The sequence below is a fragment of the Streptomyces sp. NPDC048473 genome (assembly GCF_043200155.1).
Classification (GTDB): Bacteria; Actinomycetota; Actinomycetes; order Streptomycetales; family Streptomycetaceae; genus Streptomyces.
The window spans coordinates 414,595-429,990 of record NZ_JBICXE010000002.1; the positions used below are offsets into that span (position 1 = coordinate 414,595).

General features: G+C 69.9%; 14 protein-coding genes. 11 read left to right on the top strand and 3 right to left on the bottom strand.

Features of this window, described 5'->3' with window-relative positions:
- The first annotated feature begins 137 nt into the window (after positions 1 to 137).
- The 6 genes from ACGFU7_RS05295 (at position 138) to ACGFU7_RS05320 (ending at position 9,054) form a co-directional block, all read left to right on the top strand.
- Positions 138 to 1,331 carry a sensor histidine kinase gene (locus ACGFU7_RS05295; protein ID WP_393692459.1) on the top strand — a complete coding sequence of 398 codons (1,194 nt, stop codon included), beginning with the start codon at positions 138 to 140 and terminating at the stop codon, positions 1,329 to 1,331.
- A 149-nt stretch (positions 1,332 to 1,480) separates the two neighbouring features.
- Positions 1,481 to 2,836 carry a sensor histidine kinase gene (locus ACGFU7_RS05300; RefSeq protein ID WP_393692461.1) on the top strand — a complete coding sequence of 452 codons (1,356 nt, stop codon included), beginning with the start codon at positions 1,481 to 1,483 and terminating at the stop codon, positions 2,834 to 2,836.
- Positions 2,837 to 3,022: 186 nt separating this feature from the next.
- A complete protein-coding gene (locus ACGFU7_RS05305) occupies positions 3,023 to 3,697 on the top strand; it encodes a LuxR C-terminal-related transcriptional regulator (RefSeq protein WP_393692463.1) in 675 nt (224 codons plus the stop codon).
- Positions 3,698 to 4,004: 307 nt separating this feature from the next.
- Positions 4,005 to 5,963, top strand: coding sequence for a 2-oxoacid:acceptor oxidoreductase subunit alpha (locus tag ACGFU7_RS05310; protein WP_393692465.1), 1,959 nt, complete (start codon positions 4,005 to 4,007; stop codon positions 5,961 to 5,963).
- A complete protein-coding gene (locus ACGFU7_RS05315; protein WP_393692467.1) occupies positions 5,953 to 7,008 on the top strand; it encodes a 2-oxoacid:ferredoxin oxidoreductase subunit beta in 1,056 nt (351 codons plus the stop codon). The genes ACGFU7_RS05310 and ACGFU7_RS05315 overlap by 11 nt, the downstream gene beginning before the upstream one ends.
- Before the next feature lie 90 nt (positions 7,009 to 7,098).
- Positions 7,099 to 9,054, top strand: coding sequence for an APC family permease (locus ACGFU7_RS05320; protein ID WP_393692469.1), 1,956 nt, complete (start codon positions 7,099 to 7,101; stop codon positions 9,052 to 9,054).
- A 20-nt stretch (positions 9,055 to 9,074) separates the two neighbouring features.
- On the opposite strand, the gene ACGFU7_RS05325 is transcribed toward ACGFU7_RS05320, so the two are convergent.
- Complete coding sequence (locus ACGFU7_RS05325) at positions 9,075 to 9,464, bottom strand: winged helix-turn-helix transcriptional regulator (protein WP_393692471.1); 390 nt, start codon at positions 9,462 to 9,464, stop codon at positions 9,075 to 9,077.
- A 108-nt stretch (positions 9,465 to 9,572) separates the two neighbouring features.
- Here ACGFU7_RS05325 and ACGFU7_RS05330 point away from each other — a divergent pair, with 108 nt between their 5' ends.
- The 5 genes from ACGFU7_RS05330 to ACGFU7_RS05350 all read left to right on the top strand — a co-directional run bounded on the left by ACGFU7_RS05330 (position 9,573) and on the right by ACGFU7_RS05350 (position 13,899).
- Positions 9,573 to 10,433 carry an SDR family oxidoreductase gene (locus tag ACGFU7_RS05330; protein ID WP_393692473.1) on the top strand — a complete coding sequence of 287 codons (861 nt, stop codon included), beginning with the start codon at positions 9,573 to 9,575 and terminating at the stop codon, positions 10,431 to 10,433.
- A 165-nt stretch (positions 10,434 to 10,598) separates the two neighbouring features.
- Positions 10,599 to 11,594: an EamA family transporter RarD gene (rarD, locus tag ACGFU7_RS05335; protein WP_393692475.1), complete on the top strand. Its 996-nt coding sequence runs from the start codon at positions 10,599 to 10,601 to the stop codon at positions 11,592 to 11,594.
- A gap of 21 nt (positions 11,595 to 11,615) precedes the next feature.
- Complete coding sequence (locus tag ACGFU7_RS05340; RefSeq protein ID WP_393692878.1) at positions 11,616 to 11,918, top strand: winged helix-turn-helix transcriptional regulator; 303 nt, start codon at positions 11,616 to 11,618, stop codon at positions 11,916 to 11,918.
- 70 nt (positions 11,919 to 11,988) lie between these two features.
- Complete coding sequence (locus ACGFU7_RS05345; RefSeq protein ID WP_393692477.1) at positions 11,989 to 13,563, top strand: FAD-dependent monooxygenase; 1,575 nt, start codon at positions 11,989 to 11,991, stop codon at positions 13,561 to 13,563.
- A 57-nt stretch (positions 13,564 to 13,620) separates the two neighbouring features.
- Positions 13,621 to 13,899 carry a hypothetical protein gene (locus ACGFU7_RS05350; RefSeq protein WP_393692479.1) on the top strand — a complete coding sequence of 93 codons (279 nt, stop codon included), beginning with the start codon at positions 13,621 to 13,623 and terminating at the stop codon, positions 13,897 to 13,899.
- Between the two features lie 131 nt (positions 13,900 to 14,030).
- Here ACGFU7_RS05350 and ACGFU7_RS05355 read toward each other — a convergent pair whose 3' ends face one another.
- Both ACGFU7_RS05355 and ACGFU7_RS05360 read right to left on the bottom strand, forming a co-directional pair.
- The gene (locus ACGFU7_RS05355; protein WP_393692481.1) at positions 14,031 to 14,648 is read right to left on the bottom strand and encodes a hypothetical protein; all 618 of its coding nucleotides are present in this window, start codon (positions 14,646 to 14,648) and stop codon (positions 14,031 to 14,033) included.
- Positions 14,649 to 14,853: 205 nt separating this feature from the next.
- Positions 14,854 to 15,327 carry a hypothetical protein gene (locus ACGFU7_RS05360; RefSeq protein ID WP_393692483.1) on the bottom strand — a complete coding sequence of 158 codons (474 nt, stop codon included), beginning with the start codon at positions 15,325 to 15,327 and terminating at the stop codon, positions 14,854 to 14,856.
- Positions 15,328 to 15,396: the final 69 nt, after the last annotated feature.

Here is a 15,396-nt window from a genome sequence, read left to right on the forward strand (position 1 = left end):
ATCTGTACGCACGGGAGTCTAGGCCCTGTTAAAGGGAGGGTAAGCAGTCGCGTCGGACAACAGGTGGGGTTATCCCTACTTCACCCCACCCACGAGCCCCATGGCGTACGCAGGCGCCGCCCGGCAGGCTGGGGCGTATGACCATGAGCCCCCTGGTGCCCGACAACGACCGGCCACCGCCCGCCCGCTTCGCCCTTGATCGGTGGACGTGGAAGGAGATCGCCTATCTCCTGGCCAACCTCCCCATGACCATTGCCGGGTTTGTTTACGCAGTGTTCATGATCGGCGTCGGCGTGGGGCTTGCCATCACGGTGATCGGTCTGCCCCTGCTCGCCGCCGGGCTGCACGGAGCGCGGCTGATCGGGAAGGGCGAGCGGGGCCGGGCCCGGGCGATGCTAGGGGTCCGGATCGACGAACCGAGCCCGATGGTTCTGTCCCGCCGGGAACAGGGGTTCTTCCCCTGGCTGTGGTCGAGCCTCACGGACCCGGTGGGCTGGCGGGCGGTGCTGTACTCCTTCATACGGCTGCCCTGGGGCGTACTCACCTTCGCCGTGACGCTCGTGAGCCTCTTCGTGCTGTGGCCGGTGCTCCCCTATACCGCGCGGCTCCTCACCAATGCCGACCGGGCGATGGCGCGCGGGCTGCTCTCGCCCTCCGACGAGCTGGAGCGCAGGATCGCCGAGCTGGAGTCGGACCGCGGGGTGGTCATCGACACCGCCGCCGCCGACCTGCGCCGCATCGAACGCGACCTGCACGACGGCGCACAGGCCCGGCTCGTCGCCCTCGCCATGGGCCTCGGTCTGGCGAAGGAGAAACTGACCGACGACCCCGAAGCCGCCGCCCGCATGGTCGACGAGGCCCACGGCGAGGTCAAGGTCGCCCTCCAGGAACTCCGCGACCTCGCCCGCGGCATCCACCCGGCCGTCCTCACCGACCGAGGACTCGACGCCGCGCTCTCCGCCATCGCCTCCCGCTGCACCGTCCCCGTCACGGTCGAGGTGAATCTGTCCGCGCGGCCCGCGGAGGCGATCGAGGGAATCGCCTACTTCACGGTCTCCGAGCTGTTGCAGAACGTGAGCAAGCATTCACGCGCGACCCGCGCATCGGTCGATGTGTGGCGCGCGGCGGACCGGCTGATGCTCCAGGTCACCGACGACGGGCGGGGCGGGGCCCGGATGGACGGCGGTACGGGCATGGCCGGGCTGGCCGAACGGCTGGGCGCCGTCGACGGGCTGTTCGTCCTCGACTCGCCGGTCGGCGGTCCCACGACCGTCACGGCGGAGCTGCCCTGGCGGAACCGGGACCGCGCGGGGACCGTCAAGCACCCCTGAGCCCCCTTGCAAGGTGGGGAAAACCCCCGGTCGAAGAGGGATACCGCCCTCATGGTGCGCCGGCCTGCGACCCAGCACCCTTGATGTACCGGCCGGACCCCCGAAACCACCGGAGAAACCGGCTCCATGAGAAGAAACGGACTGCACCCATGGCCACGGCATACGGACCGGACACTCGGGACCACCAGCGGTCCGGAGCCGGTTTCGGGGACCATCCCCCGGTGAAGCACTTCTTTCCGGCCGCGCTGCGCGCGCCCTTCGAGGGCAGGACCTGGCGCGAGTTCGGCTATCTGCTGCTGAGCCTGCCGATCAGCACGGTCCTGTTCAGCCTCTCGATCACCCTGACGTCGCTGGGCATCGGCATGCTGATCACCTTCCTCGGGGTTCCGATCCTGGCCGGTGCGCTGGCCATGTGCCGCGGTTTCGGCGCGATGGAGCGGGCCCGGGCGCGCGGGCTGCTGAGGCTGGACGTGGCGGCGCCGGCGCCGGTGCGCGGCAGGACCGGCGGCCCGATGTCCTGGATGGGCGCGGCCCTCAAGAGCGGGGCGTCCTGGCGGCACCTGCTCTACGCGGTGCTGCACTTCCCGTGGGCGGTCTTCGCCTTCACCGTTTCGGTGACGCTCTGGACGACCGGGTGGGCCGCCCTCACCTACCCGCTGTCGCACTGGGTCTTCCCGACGTACCTGGGGGTCGGCGGCATTCAGCTGTACGGCGACAGGGCCCATGAGGTCTACCTCGACTCCCCCTTCGAGCTGGCCGCGACCAGCGCGTGCGGCCTGGCAGTCGTCCTCGTCACGCCGTGGGTCATCCGTGGTCTGGCGAGCGTGGACCGGGTGATGGTGACCGGGCTGCTCGGGCCGTCCCGGCTGGCGACGCGCGTCTCCGAGCTGGAGTCGGACCGCGGGGTGGTTGTCGACACCGCCGCCGCCGACCTGCGCCGCATCGAACGCGACCTGCACGACGGCGCACAGGCCCGGCTCGTCGCCCTCGCCATGGATCTGGGTCTGGCGAAGGAGAAACTGACCGACGACCCCGAGGCCGCCGCCCGCATGGTCGACGAGGCCCACGGCGAGGTCAAGGTCGCCCTCCAGGAACTCCGCGACCTCGCCCGCGGCATCCACCCCGCCGTCCTCACCGACCGAGGACTCGACGCCGCGCTCTCCGCCATCGCCTCCCGCTGCACCGTCCCCGTCACGGTCGAGGTGGACCTGGCGTCCAGGCCCGCCCAGGCCATCGAGGGGATCGCCTACTTCACGGTCTCCGAGCTGTTGCAGAACGTGAGCAAGCATTCACGCGCGACCCGCGCATCGGTCGATGTGTGGCGCGCGGCGGACCGGCTGATGCTCCAGGTCACCGACAACGGGCGCGGCGGCGCCGATGTGTCCTCGGGCAGCGGGCTGGCCGGGCTGACCGAGCGGCTGAACGCGGTGGACGGCGTACTCGTCGTGGATTCCCCGCAGGGCGGCCCGACACGGATCACGGCCGAGCTGCTGTGGCGCGGCTGAACACACCGCACACCCACGGAGCCGTGACAGGAACCCCCCACCTCCACGGCTCTCCGTCCCCTCGTCCTCGGCTGCCGGACAGGCTTGAAATCAAGCCGGTCCGGCGGCTGAGGACACAGCACTGCCGATACTGGGATGCTGGACGTCATACGGGCGGGACCAGCGAGCAGTGGGGAATACAGCGTCATGGTGGAGGACAGGGTGCGGGTAGTCATCGCCGAGGATTCGGTACTGCTTCGGGAGGGGCTCACCCGGCTGCTGACCGATCTCGGGCATGACGTCGTCGCCGGGGTGGGGGACGCCGAGGCGCTGATCAAGACGGTGCGCGATCTCGCCGGACAGGACGCCCTGCCCGATGTGGTGGTCGCGGACGTACGGATGCCGCCGACCCACACCGACGAGGGCGTGCGGGCGGCCGTCCGGCTGCGCAAGGACTATCCCGGGATCGGGGTACTGGTCCTTTCGCAGTACGTCGAGGAGCAGTACGCGACCGAGCTGCTGGCCGGATCCAGCCGAGGTGTGGGGTACCTGCTGAAGGACCGGGTCGCCGAGGTCCGGGAGTTCGTGGACGCGGTGGTCCGGGTGGCGCAGGGCGGGACGGCGCTGGACCCGGAGGTGGTGGCGCAGCTGCTGGGGCGGAGCCGTAAGCAGGACGTCCTGGCCGGGCTGACGCCGCGCGAGCGCGAGGTCCTCGGCCTGATGGCGGAGGGGCGGACGAACTCCGCGGTGGCCAGGCAGCTGGTGGTGAGCGACGGCGCCGTGGAGAAGCACGTCAGCAATATCTTCCTGAAGCTGGGCCTGTCCCCCAGTGACGGGGATCACCGCCGGGTGCTGGCGGTGCTGACCTATCTGAACTCCTGACCAGCTGACACCCTGTCAGATACCTGGTGAAGGTCACCGCGGGGGCCGGCCGCGGCCGTCGCGGTGACCTGGGCCCCGAAACGGCGGCCGACCGGGGTCCTAGAACCAAAGAATGAGTGCACAGCGTCTTCACCGAACGGCTGGGGGGCTTGCGAAACATGACAAACCGGTATCAAATCGCGTCTCAAAGCGACGTCCACCATATGACCGGTCCAGGGAAGGCGACCCTTACCGACGTAGGGTGGGCCTTGGGACCGCCGGCGGGCCGGCCGGTCCCGAGCCGCCGCCCCAAGGGAGGTCCAGTTCAGTGACCAGCCAGGTCAGTAGCCCAGCCGAACAGGCCGATGAGGCCAGCGAGGCGCTCGTCGGGGGACAGCGTGCCCCCCATTCCGATCACACGGGCGCCGGCGAGAAGGAGATCCGCCGCCTGGACCGGGTGATCATCCGCTTCGCGGGTGACTCCGGAGACGGTATGCAGCTCACCGGTGACCGGTTCACCTCGGAGACCGCGTCCTTCGGGAACGACCTCTCCACGCTGCCGAACTTCCCCGCCGAGATCCGCGCCCCCGCAGGCACCCTGCCGGGGGTTTCGTCGTTCCAGCTGCATTTCGCCGACCACGACATCCTGACACCGGGCGACGCGCCGAACGTCCTGGTCGCGATGAACCCGGCCGCCCTCAAGGCCAACATCGGCGATGTGCCGCGCGGCGCCGAAATCATCGTCAACACCGATGAGTTCACCAAGCGCCCGATGGCGAAGGTCGGCTACGAGACCAGTCCCCTGGAGGACGGCTCGCTGGAGGCGTACAGCGTCCACCCGGTGCCGCTGACCACGCTCACGATCGAGGCACTGAAGGAGTTCGGGCTCTCCCGCAAGGAGGCCGAGCGCTCGAAGAACATGTTCGCGCTCGGGCTGCTCTCCTGGATGTATCACCGGCCGACCGAGGGAACCGAGGCGTTCCTGCGCGCCAAGTTCGCGAAGAAGCCGCAGATCGCCGAGGCGAACGTGACCGCGTTCCGCGCCGGGTGGAACTTCGGGGAGACGACGGAGGACTTCGCGGTCAGCTACGAGGTGGCGCCGGCCTCGCAGGCCTTCCCGACGGGTACGTACCGCAACATCTCCGGGAACCTGGCGCTGTCCTACGGGCTGATCGCCGCGGGCCGGCAGGCGGATCTGCCGCTCTACCTGGGCTCGTACCCGATCACCCCGGCCTCCGACATCCTGCACGAGCTCAGCAAGCACAAGAACTTCGGTGTACGCACCTTCCAGGCCGAGGACGAGATCGCGGGCATCGGTGCCGCGCTGGGCGCCGCGTTCGGCGGATCGCTCGCGGTGACGACGACGTCCGGGCCCGGAGTGGCCCTGAAGTCGGAGACCATCGGGCTCGCCGTCTCCCTCGAACTGCCGCTGATCGTCATCGACATCCAGCGCGGCGGTCCGTCCACCGGTCTGCCCACCAAGACCGAGCAGGCCGACCTGCTCCAGGCGATGTACGGGCGCAACGGCGAGGCCCCGGTCCCGATCGTGGCCCCGAGGACCCCGGCGGACTGCTTCGACGCCGCGCTCGACGCCGCCCGGATCGCGCTGACGTACCGCACCCCGGTGTTCCTGCTCTCGGACGGCTATCTCGCCAACGGCTCCGAGCCGTGGAAGATCCCCGAGATCGACGAACTCCCCGACCTGCGCGTCCAGTTCGCCAACGGCACGAACCATGAACTGGCCGACGGCACCGAGGTGTTCTGGCCGTACAAGCGCGACCCGCAGACCCTGGCCCGCCCGTGGGCCGTCCCCGGCACCCCCGGTCTCGAACACCGCATCGGCGGCATCGAGAAGCAGGACGGCAGCGGCAACATCTCGTACGACCCCGCGAACCACGACTTCATGGTCCGCACCCGTCAGGCCAAGATCGACGGCATCGAGGTCCCCGACCTCGAAGTCGACGATCCGGGCGAGGCGCACACGCTCGTCCTCGGCTGGGGCTCCACCTACGGCCCCATCACCGCCGCCGTCCGCCGGCTGCGCGCCGCCGGGCAGCCCATCGCCCAGGCCCATCTGCGCAACCTCAACCCCTTCCCGGGGAATCTCGGCGAGGTGCTGAAGCGTTACGAGAAGGTGGTCGTGCCGGAGATGAACCTCGGCCAGCTGGCCACGCTCATCCGGGCCAAGTACCTGGTCGACGCGCGCAGTTACAACCAGGTCAACGGTATGCCGTTCAAGGCCGAGCAGCTTGCGACGGTTCTCAAGGAGGCCATCGATGCCGTCTGACACCAATGAACTCCTGCAACTGGTGCCCAAGGCCGAGGCCAAACAGTCCATGAAGGACTTCAAGTCCGACCAGGAAGTGCGCTGGTGCCCCGGCTGCGGTGACTACGCGGTCCTCGCCGCCGTGCAGGGCTTCATGCCCGAGCTCGGACTGGCGAAGGAGAACATCGTCTTCGTCTCCGGCATCGGCTGCAGCTCCCGCTTCCCGTACTACATGAACACCTACGGGATGCACTCGATCCACGGCCGCGCCCCGGCCATCGCCACCGGGCTCGCCTCCTCCCGCCGCGACCTGTCCGTCTGGGTCGTCACGGGCGACGGCGACGCGCTGTCCATCGGCGGCAACCACCTCATCCACGCGCTGCGCCGCAATGTGAACCTGAAGATCCTGCTCTTCAACAACCGGATCTACGGGCTCACCAAGGGGCAGTACTCCCCCACCTCCGAGGTCGGCAAGATCACCAAGTCGACGCCGATGGGCTCGCTCGACGCCCCCTTCAACCCGGTGTCCCTGGCCATCGGCGCGGAGGCGTCCTTCGTCGCCCGTACGATCGACTCCGACCGCAAGCACCTCACGAGCGTGCTGCGCGCGGCAGCCGACCACCCGGGCACGGCGCTGGTGGAGATCTACCAGAACTGCAACATCTTCAACGACGGCGCCTTCGAGGTCCTCAAGGACCAGGCGCAGAACGCGGTCATCCGGCTGGAGCACGGGCAGCCGATCCTCTTCGGCGCGGACAACGACAAGGGTGTCGTACGCGATCCGGCCACCGGTGACCTCAAGGTCGTCGCGGTCACCGAGGAGAACCGGTCGCAGATCCTCGTCCACGACGCCCACGCAGCCAGCCCCACCACGGCCTTCGCGCTGTCCCGGCTCGCCGACGCCGACACCCTGCACCAGACCCCCATCGGGGTACTGCGCAGCGTCGACCGACCGGTCTACGACACACAGATGGCCGATCAGCTCGACACCGCCGTCGAGAGAGACGGCAAGGGCGACCTGGCCGCACTGCTCGCCGGCAACGACAACTGGACGGTGGTCGGCTAGCCGCTTCCTGCCATCGCCGGACGGGCTGATTTTCGGCCCGCCCGGCGATTGCGGCCAGGGGTGCGGCCGTCCACCGCCCACCATGTGGCCATGACCCTGGACCGCCCCGCGTACCGCATCAAGCGGCGTCTGCTCGGCAGAGCGCTCACCACCGAGCGCATCAGCGAGGAGAAGCTGAACAACCGGACAGCGCTCGGGGTGCTCGCCTCCGACTGCATCAGTTCGTCCGCGTACGGCTCCGAGGAGATGCTCCGGGTCCTCGTACCCGTCGTCGGCGCCGCCGCGTTCACCCTGCTCATGCCGGTGACCGGCGCGATCCTCCTCGTACTGCTGCTCCTCACGCTCTGCTACAGCGATGTCGTGATGATCTACACCCGGGCGGGCGGGTCGTACGTCGTCGCCCGGGAGAACTTCGGGCCGAACGTCGCGCAGATCGCCGCCGTGGCGCTGCTCGTCGACTACATCGTCACCGTCGCCGTCCAGGTCTCGGCCGGCACCAACGCCCTGATCTCGCTCGCCCATCTGGCCGGCGGCGGCTTCACCGGCCTGGACCATCTCCAGCTGCCGGTCTCCGTCGCCGTCATCGTGCTGCTCGCGTACGGGAATCTGCGCGGGGTCCGCGAGGCGGGCCGGGCCTTCGCGCTGCCCGCCTATCTCTTCATGGCCGCCGTCGGTCTCGTCCTTCTCGTGGCCGCGCTGCGCGGGCTCACGGGCGAGCTGCCGCGCGCCGATCTGCACGCCGCCGGGGTCGTGCCGCTCGGCACGCCGGGCAACGGCTGGCTCTACGGCGCCTCGCTCTTCATCGTGCTGCGCTCGTTCGCCAACGGCGGCTCGTCCCTCACCGGGCTCGAAGCGATCTCCAACGGCATCTCCGCGTTCCGTGAACCCCAGGGCCGCAACGCCCGCCGCACCCTCATCACGATGAGCTGTGTGCTCGGCATCCTGGTGCTCGGCGTCTCCACGTTGGCGCACTTCACCCATGCCGTGCCGTACACCGACGGCACACCGACCGTCATCGCCCAGGAGGCCCATCTCGCGTTCGGCGGCGGGCCGCTCGGCATGGCCGGGCTCGTCTTCGTACAGCTGGCGACCGCGCTGGTCCTCTATACCGGCGCCAACACCCCGTTCACCGGCTTTCCGTACCTCGCCAGCTTCGTCGCCAAGGACCGGTTCCTGCCGCGGGTGCTGACCCGGCGCGGGCACCGGCTGGCGTTCTCCAACGGCATCATCTCGCTGACCGTCGTCTCCCTGGCGCTGCTGCTGGCGACCGGCGCCAGCGTGGACAAGCTGGTGGCGCTGTACGCGATCGGCGTGTTCACCGCCTTCACCATGGCCGGGGCCGGCCTCACCGCGTACCACCTGCGGCGCCGGCAGCCGTACCGCAGGGCGAAGATCACGGTCAATGGGCTCGCCGCGGTGATCTCGGCCGCCGTCGTGCTGATCTTCGCGGTCACCAAGTTCACCGAGGGCGCCTGGCTGGTCGTGGTGGTCTTCCCGCTCGGGGTGTGGGCGCTGATGCGGATCAACCGCGAGTACCGGCGCGAGGCCACCGTGCTGCAGGGCATCCAGGCCCCGGGCGCCGACCGGACGCGGTTCCGCCGCCATCTGGTCTTCGTCCTGGTCGAGACGCTCGACCTGGCGACACTGAAGGCCCTGCGGTACGCCCACGAGCTGCGCCCGGACGAGATCCGGGCGGTGCACTTCGCGATCGACGAGGCATACGCCAGGCGGCTGGCCGGCCGGTGGGAGGCGACGGCCGCCACGTCCGTGTCCCTGGAGCTGGTGGAATGCCCGGACCGGCGGCTGCGTCATGCGATGAAGGAGCTCGCGTCCCGCACCACGGAGGACGGGAACACCTGGCTGACGGTGCTGGTGCCCCGGCGGCTGTACAGCAACGCGCTCGGGAAGCTGCTACACCGGGGCACGGGCGAGCAGATGGCAAAGACGCTGGCGCAGCTGCCGCACGTGGCGGTGACGATCCTGCCGTTCGACGTCTCGCGGGCGCTGCGGACGCTGGAGGAGGGGCACGAGCCCCAGCCGGACTGAGCCTGCCGGTTCTTCCTGTCCTACGCCTCGCGCGCCTTCTGCGCGTCGTACGCCTCGCGCGCCGCGTGAACGGCGTCCAGGCGCCGCTCCGTCCAGCGTGCCAGCGCCCACACCTGCTCGGCGGCCTCCCGGCCCAGCTCGGTGAGCGAGTAGTCCACCCGCGGCGGGATCACCGGCTTCGCGTCCCGGTGCACGAAGCCGTCGCGCTCCAGCGTCTGGAGGGTCTGGGCCAGCATCTTCTCGCTGACGCCGCCGACCTCGCGGCGCAGTTCGCTGAAGCGGTACGAGCGCTCCAGCAGGGCGGCGAGGACCAGGACGCCCCAGCGGCTGGTGACATGTTCGAGCACCAGCCGGGAGGGGCACATCAGCCGGTTCACATCGGGCTTCCTGCTCAGGTCACTCACGCTCATGCCAGTACCTTACTTCAAAGTGGGTACTTTCGATTGGTTAGTGCACCCCGTACAGTGAGTCTGCGAGCCCAAACAAGGACCAGTGCCCCCAAAGAGGAGAAACCCCCCATGAGCATCGTTGTCACCGGAGCCACCGGAGAGCTCGGCCGTCTCGTCATCGACCAGCTGCTCACCACCGTGCCCGCGAACGAGATCGCCGCCGTCGTCCGCAACAAGGAGAAGGCCGCCCCGCTCGCCGCCCGCGGCGTCGAGCTCCGTGTCGCCGACTACGACCGTCCGGAGTCCCTCAAGGACGTCTTCCGGGCCGGTGACCGCGTCCTGCTCATCTCCGGCAGCGAGGTCGGCAAGCGCGTACCGCAGCACACCGCCGTCATCGACGCGGCCAAGGCGGCGGGCGTCGCGCAGCTCGCGTACACCGGTGTGCTGGGCGGCCCCGACGCCGACTTCGAGCTGGCCGACGAGCACAAGGTCACCGAGCAGCTGATCCTCGAATCCGGGCTGCCGCACACCTTCCTGCGCAACGGCTGGTACACCGAGAACTACACCGCCAACCTCGCCCCCGTCCTGGAGCACGGCGCCGTCGTCGCCAACGCGGGCGACGGACGGGTCGCCTCCGCCACCCGCGCCGACTACGCCGCCGCGGCAGCCGCCGCACTGACCGGCGAGGGACACATCGGCGCGGTCTACGAGCTGAGCGGCGATGTCGCCTGGTCGTTCGCCCAGTACGCGGCTCAGGTCGCCAAGGCCACCGGCAAGGAGATCGTGTACAAGAACGTCCCGGCCGCCGTGCACCAGGAGATCCTGGTCGGCGCCGGTCTGCCCGAGGGCTTCGCGGCGATCCTCGTCGACGTCGATGCCGCGATCGAGCGCGGACTGCTCGCCGGTACGAGCGGCGACCTGGCCCGGCTCATCGGCCGGCCGACGACGCCGCTCGCCGAGACGGTGGCCGCGGCGGCTGCTGCGGCGTAACTCCGCCCCCCTCACCGGGACGGCGGCCACGGCACAGCTCCGCCCCCGCGCACCTCAGGGCCCCGTGTCATGACCGTATCGCGATACGGCTATGACATGGGGCCCTGACGGCGCTACCGTCGTGCAGTCGGCGGAGCCGTTGACACAGACATGCCGGGAGGGCCCGTGAAGGGGACAAATGAACAACGGGCCGGACTGCTGTCCGGTATCGGCGCCTACGGCCTGTGGGGCATCGTCCCCCTGTTCTGGCCGCTGCTGAAGCCCGCCGGAGCGATCGAGATCCTCGCCCACCGCATGGCCTGGTCCCTCGGGGTCGTCGGCATCGCGCTGCTGGTGCTGCGCCGCTGGTCCTGGATCGGCGAGCTGATACGGCAGCCGAAGAAGCTCGGCCTGATATCGATCGCCGCGGCCGTGATCACGGTGAACTGGGGTCTGTACATCTGGTCCGTGAACAACGGCCATGTCGTCGAGGCGTCGCTCGGCTACTTCATCAATCCGCTGGTCACCATCGCCATGGGTGTCCTGCTCCTCGGTGAACGGCTGCGCCCTGTGCAGTGGGTGGCAGTCGGCACCGGTGTCGCGGCGGTACTCGTGCTGGCGATCGGTTACGGACAGCCGCCGTGGATCTCATTGACGCTGGCGTTCTCCTTCGCGACGTACGGCCTGCTGAAGAAGAAGGTCAACATGGGCGGCCTGGAGTCGCTCACCGCCGAGACCGCCGTACTGTTCGTGCCCGCGCTCGGCTATCTGCTGTGGCTGGGCGCGCAGGGCGATGCGACGTTCACCTCCGAGGGCCCCGGCCATGCGGCGCTGCTGGCCGCGACGGGTGTCGTCACGGCCACGCCGCTCGTCCTGTTCGGGGCGGCGGCGATCCGCGTACCGCTCTCCACGCTGGGCCTGCTGCAGTATCTGGCGCCGGTCTTCCAGTTCGCCCTCGGCATCCTGTACTTCCACGAGGAGATGCCGCCGGAGCGGTGGGCCGGGTTCGCCCTGGTGTGGCTGGCGCTCACCCTGCTGACGTGGGACGCGTTCCGGACGGTGCGGCGGACGAGGGCGCAGGCGCAGACCGCCGCGGCGCAGCTGGCGGCCCAGACTGTGCGGCAGACACCGCCGACCGGGGATTCCGCCTCCTCCCCCTCGGCCGCAACCCCAGCGAAGTGACCAGCGCCCGACAAGTGGCCGCTGCTCGTCATCGCCCTGCTGGACCGGCGCAAGCTCCGCTTCACCCGGTTGCGCCGCGAGATCGACGGCATCAGCCGGCGGATGCCGACAGTCACCCCGCGTCGGCTGGAACGTGACGGACTGGTCGAGCGGACGGTCCACGCGGTGGTGCCGCCGCGCGTGGAGTACGGGCTGACACCGCTCGGCGGCACGCTGCACACCACGATCCGGGCGCTCGTCACCTGGACAGAGGAGCACCGGAGCGAGATCGCGAGGGCACGCGCCGCCTACGACGCCCGCGGGGCCGCGGACGCACAGCTTTAGTTACTCAGTTGCTTTTTTAACTCGGTTACGGTTTTCTGGAGGTCCACGGAACCGCGACCGAGGAGCTCCCATGCCCGCATCCGCGCCCACCACCCAGGTACTGATCGTCGGCTCGGGTCCGACCGGCCTGATCCTGGCCTGCGATCTGGCCCGTCGCTCCATCGACGTACGGATCATCGACAAGTCCCCCGAATTCCCGCGCAGTTCACGGGCGAAGGGCCCCAACCTCCGTTCCCTGGAGGTCCTGGAGGACCTCGGCGTCGTGGACAGGATCCTGGCCGCGGGCTCGGCGCCGCCGCCCATGCGCAAGTACCGGAACGGGCTGCCGATCGCCGACACCGACCCGTTCGAGGCAGCACACCCGACGCCGGACGCCCCGTACGGCCGACCGCGGATGATCGCCCAGTGGCAACTGGAGGAGATCCTGCGGGACCGCCTGGCGGAGTGCGGCGTACACGCGGAACTCGGCTCGGAAGCAACCGAGTTGAGACAGGGATCCGACTCGGTGACCGTCGGGCTCGCCGACGGCCGGAGCATCGGGGCGCGGTACGTGGTGGGCTGCGACGGCGGCCACAGCCCGGTGCGCAAGCTGCTCGGCGTCCGCTTCGAGGGGAAGACGACCGAGGAACAGATGATGGTCTGCGGGGACGTGGAGGCGGACGGCCTGGATCGCGGCTACTGGCACCAGTGGTTCGACGAGGACGGCGCCGTGATGCTGTGCCCGATCCCGGGTACGCGGTCGGGCTGGTGGTTCCAGGCGGGGCCGGAGCGGGACCGCGCGGGAGCCCCCGTACCGCCCTCGCTGGAGAGCTTCCGGCGGCTCTTCGCCAAGCACACCGGACTGCCGGGCACCCACCTTTCACAGGCCGCCCTGCTCTCCACGTACCGGGTCAACGAGCGCATGGCCGACCGCTATCGGGTGGGCCGCGTACTGCTGGCCGGGGACGCCGCGCATGTGCACTCCATCGCGGGCGGGCTGGGCATGAACACCGGGATCCAGGACGCGTTCAACCTGGGCTGGAAGCTCGCCCGGGTCGTCACCGGCCAGGCCGACCCCGGCCTGCTGGACACGTACGAGGAGGAGCGGCTGCCCGTGGCCTCCTGGACGCTGGACATCACCTCCGAGCGGCTGCGGGTCACGCTCGACGCGATTCAGCGGCCGGGCGGCGGCCTGGACGCGGCGGCCACCGGGGAGACCACGGGCCTGGGCCTCGGCTACCGCTGGAGCTCACTCTCCCCCGCAGGCTCCACCACCCGACTGCGAGCGGGCGACCGCGCCCCGGACGCCCCCTGCCGCGACGTCGGAACGGGCCTGCCGACCCGCCTGTTCGAGGCGTTCGCCGGACCGCACTTCACCCTGCTGGGCTTCGGCCCGGGCACGGCGGACGCGCTGCGGGCCGCGGAGGCGACGTACGGCGACGCGGTGCGGGCGTACGGCGTGGACGCGGGCGGCCTCGCCGGCCTGACCGACGAAGGCGGCCACGCCCGCTCGGCGTACGGCGTCGAAACGGGCGTCGACACCCTCGTCCTGGTCCGCCCCGACAATCACGTGGGGCTGATCACTTCGGCGACGGACAGCCGGGCTGTCGGGGCCTACCTGGACCGCCTGGACCACCCGAGCGGTACGGCATTCAGGCGGCTTTGAGCGCGTCACGGTGGGTAATCCCGGAACTACCAGACGCTTATACTTTTCTGACATGTTATGAGCCGATCCACGCGCACGTCCGGGAACTCCCGCGTGCTCCTGCGCACCGCCACCGCGTCCCTGTCCACGCTGTCCTTCCTCGTCTGCGGAGCCTCGCCCGCACACGCGCACAACAGCGCGGAGCAGGTCCACCCGTCCTGCCTCGAATCCCTGCGCCCCGGCGCGACGGCCGACGTCCGCCACATCGACCGCACGATCGCCGCGTACCGCGTCGACTCCATCGAGAAGTACCCGAAGAAGCACTTCTCCAGCGCTATCGCCCACGACCTCACGTAGGACGCCCAACTCCGCCTCCTCACCTGTGGAGGCCGGTACGACCGCAAAGCGGGCGGCTACCGGTCGAACGTGGTCGCCTTCGCCCGCCTGCCGTCCACCCGGACGGCGGCGGGGTGAGCGGGTGGCGTGAGTCAGCAGCCCCTGCGCAGCGGGGTGAAGGTCAGTCCGGCGCCTTCCTTGATCTGCGTGGCCTTGTGGTAGACGGCCGATTCGACCTCGTACCAGACATCGTCCCTGGCGGAGTTGCCTCCGACATTGTCGAGTTCGACGCACCAGCGTGCCGGGCGCACGACGCGGGTGTAACTCCTGGTGCCCTGCTGGACCTTCTTGCAGTCCTTGTAGGAGTCGTTGGTGTACCAGGTCCGGGTCTTCCTGGTGCGGCCCTTGCCTGTGCTGGAAGTGTGCTTGACCTTCCTGACGCGCGCGGTGCAGCGCTCGACCATGCGCGGCCGGGTACCTGTGGCGGTCTTCCGCGTGATGTGGCGGATGTCGTCACGCAGCCCTGCGACGGTGCGGTCGGGCGGGCTCGATGCGGTTCCGTCGCGCGGCCCCGAGTCGGCGGGGCTGCCGGCGCCGACGGGCGCAGCCGAACCGCTGGGCGCGGCGGAACTGCTGGGCGCGGCGGGGCTGCCACAGGCGGTGAGCAGGGCAGCCAGGAGGACGGCGGTGGCGACCGGGCGTATACGGATCCGGGCCGTCGAGGTCCTGGCGGAACGTATGGACTGGCTGAGGCCGGGCGGGTTGGTCACAGGGCGCCTGTTCTGGACGGCGGGGCGGTGGGTGTTGTTGTCACCGCTGGCTGACCTGCGCGAAGGTACCTCACGGCCGACAGTGTCTGTGCAGTGGCCAACGATCTGGGCCACCGGGGCGGTAGCTGCGGGTCTCGCCCTCGACGCCGTCGGCCGTACGGTACGGAGCACCCTTCTCCGCAGGCAGCTCGGCGTCCGGGCCGAGTCAGAGGCGTACGCCCTCCGGGCCGGTGATGAACTCCCCATGCTCGCCCGCCGGCTCGGTGTGCCGGTTGCGCCACCACGGCACGAGCTGAACGATTCCGAACGCCACCTCGACACCGAGGAACAGCCACAGCAGCTGCGCGGCGCCGTGGGCGACCGCGTACGCCTGCCACACCGCAAACAGTGTGCGCGCGATGCCGTCGAGCAGTCCGTGCATTGGCAGCGGCCTGACGATGCGCAGGACGGCCCAGACGACCACGACCGAACCCATCAGATTCGCGTACAGGGTCTGCACCGGGTCGAGTTCGGGCAGGACGCCCAGCCCCCATGCGTGACCCAACGAAGACAGCGCATCGTGCACCAGCGCATACGTCCACGGCGTCGCGAATCCCGCCGTGACGACGAGGTCGTACCAAGCGCTCGCGCGTACGACGCGAAGATAGACGGGACGTGAGGGGGCTGGGAGACGGATCACTATGAGGCTCCTGCTGGTCTCGGGGCAGCGATGCGCCTCACGGTAAACAGTGGAGTACGCTCCAAGGTC

Coding starts and splice junctions, on each gene's coding strand:
- ACGFU7_RS05295 (WP_393692459.1), top strand. CDS start 138: ATGACCATGAGCCCCCTGGTGCCCGACAACGACCGGCCACCGCCCGCC.
- ACGFU7_RS05300 (WP_393692461.1), top strand. CDS start 1,481: ATGGCCACGGCATACGGACCGGACACTCGGGACCACCAGCGGTCCGGA.
- ACGFU7_RS05305 (WP_393692463.1), top strand. CDS start 3,023: ATGGTGGAGGACAGGGTGCGGGTAGTCATCGCCGAGGATTCGGTACTG.
- ACGFU7_RS05315 (WP_393692467.1), top strand. CDS start 5,953: ATGCCGTCTGACACCAATGAACTCCTGCAACTGGTGCCCAAGGCCGAG.
- ACGFU7_RS05320 (WP_393692469.1), top strand. CDS start 7,099: ATGACCCTGGACCGCCCCGCGTACCGCATCAAGCGGCGTCTGCTCGGC.
- ACGFU7_RS05325 (WP_393692471.1), bottom strand. CDS start 9,464: ATGAGCGTGAGTGACCTGAGCAGGAAGCCCGATGTGAACCGGCTGATG.
- ACGFU7_RS05330 (WP_393692473.1), top strand. CDS start 9,573: ATGAGCATCGTTGTCACCGGAGCCACCGGAGAGCTCGGCCGTCTCGTC.
- ACGFU7_RS05345 (WP_393692477.1), top strand. CDS start 11,989: ATGCCCGCATCCGCGCCCACCACCCAGGTACTGATCGTCGGCTCGGGT.
- ACGFU7_RS05350 (WP_393692479.1), top strand. CDS start 13,621: ATGAGCCGATCCACGCGCACGTCCGGGAACTCCCGCGTGCTCCTGCGC.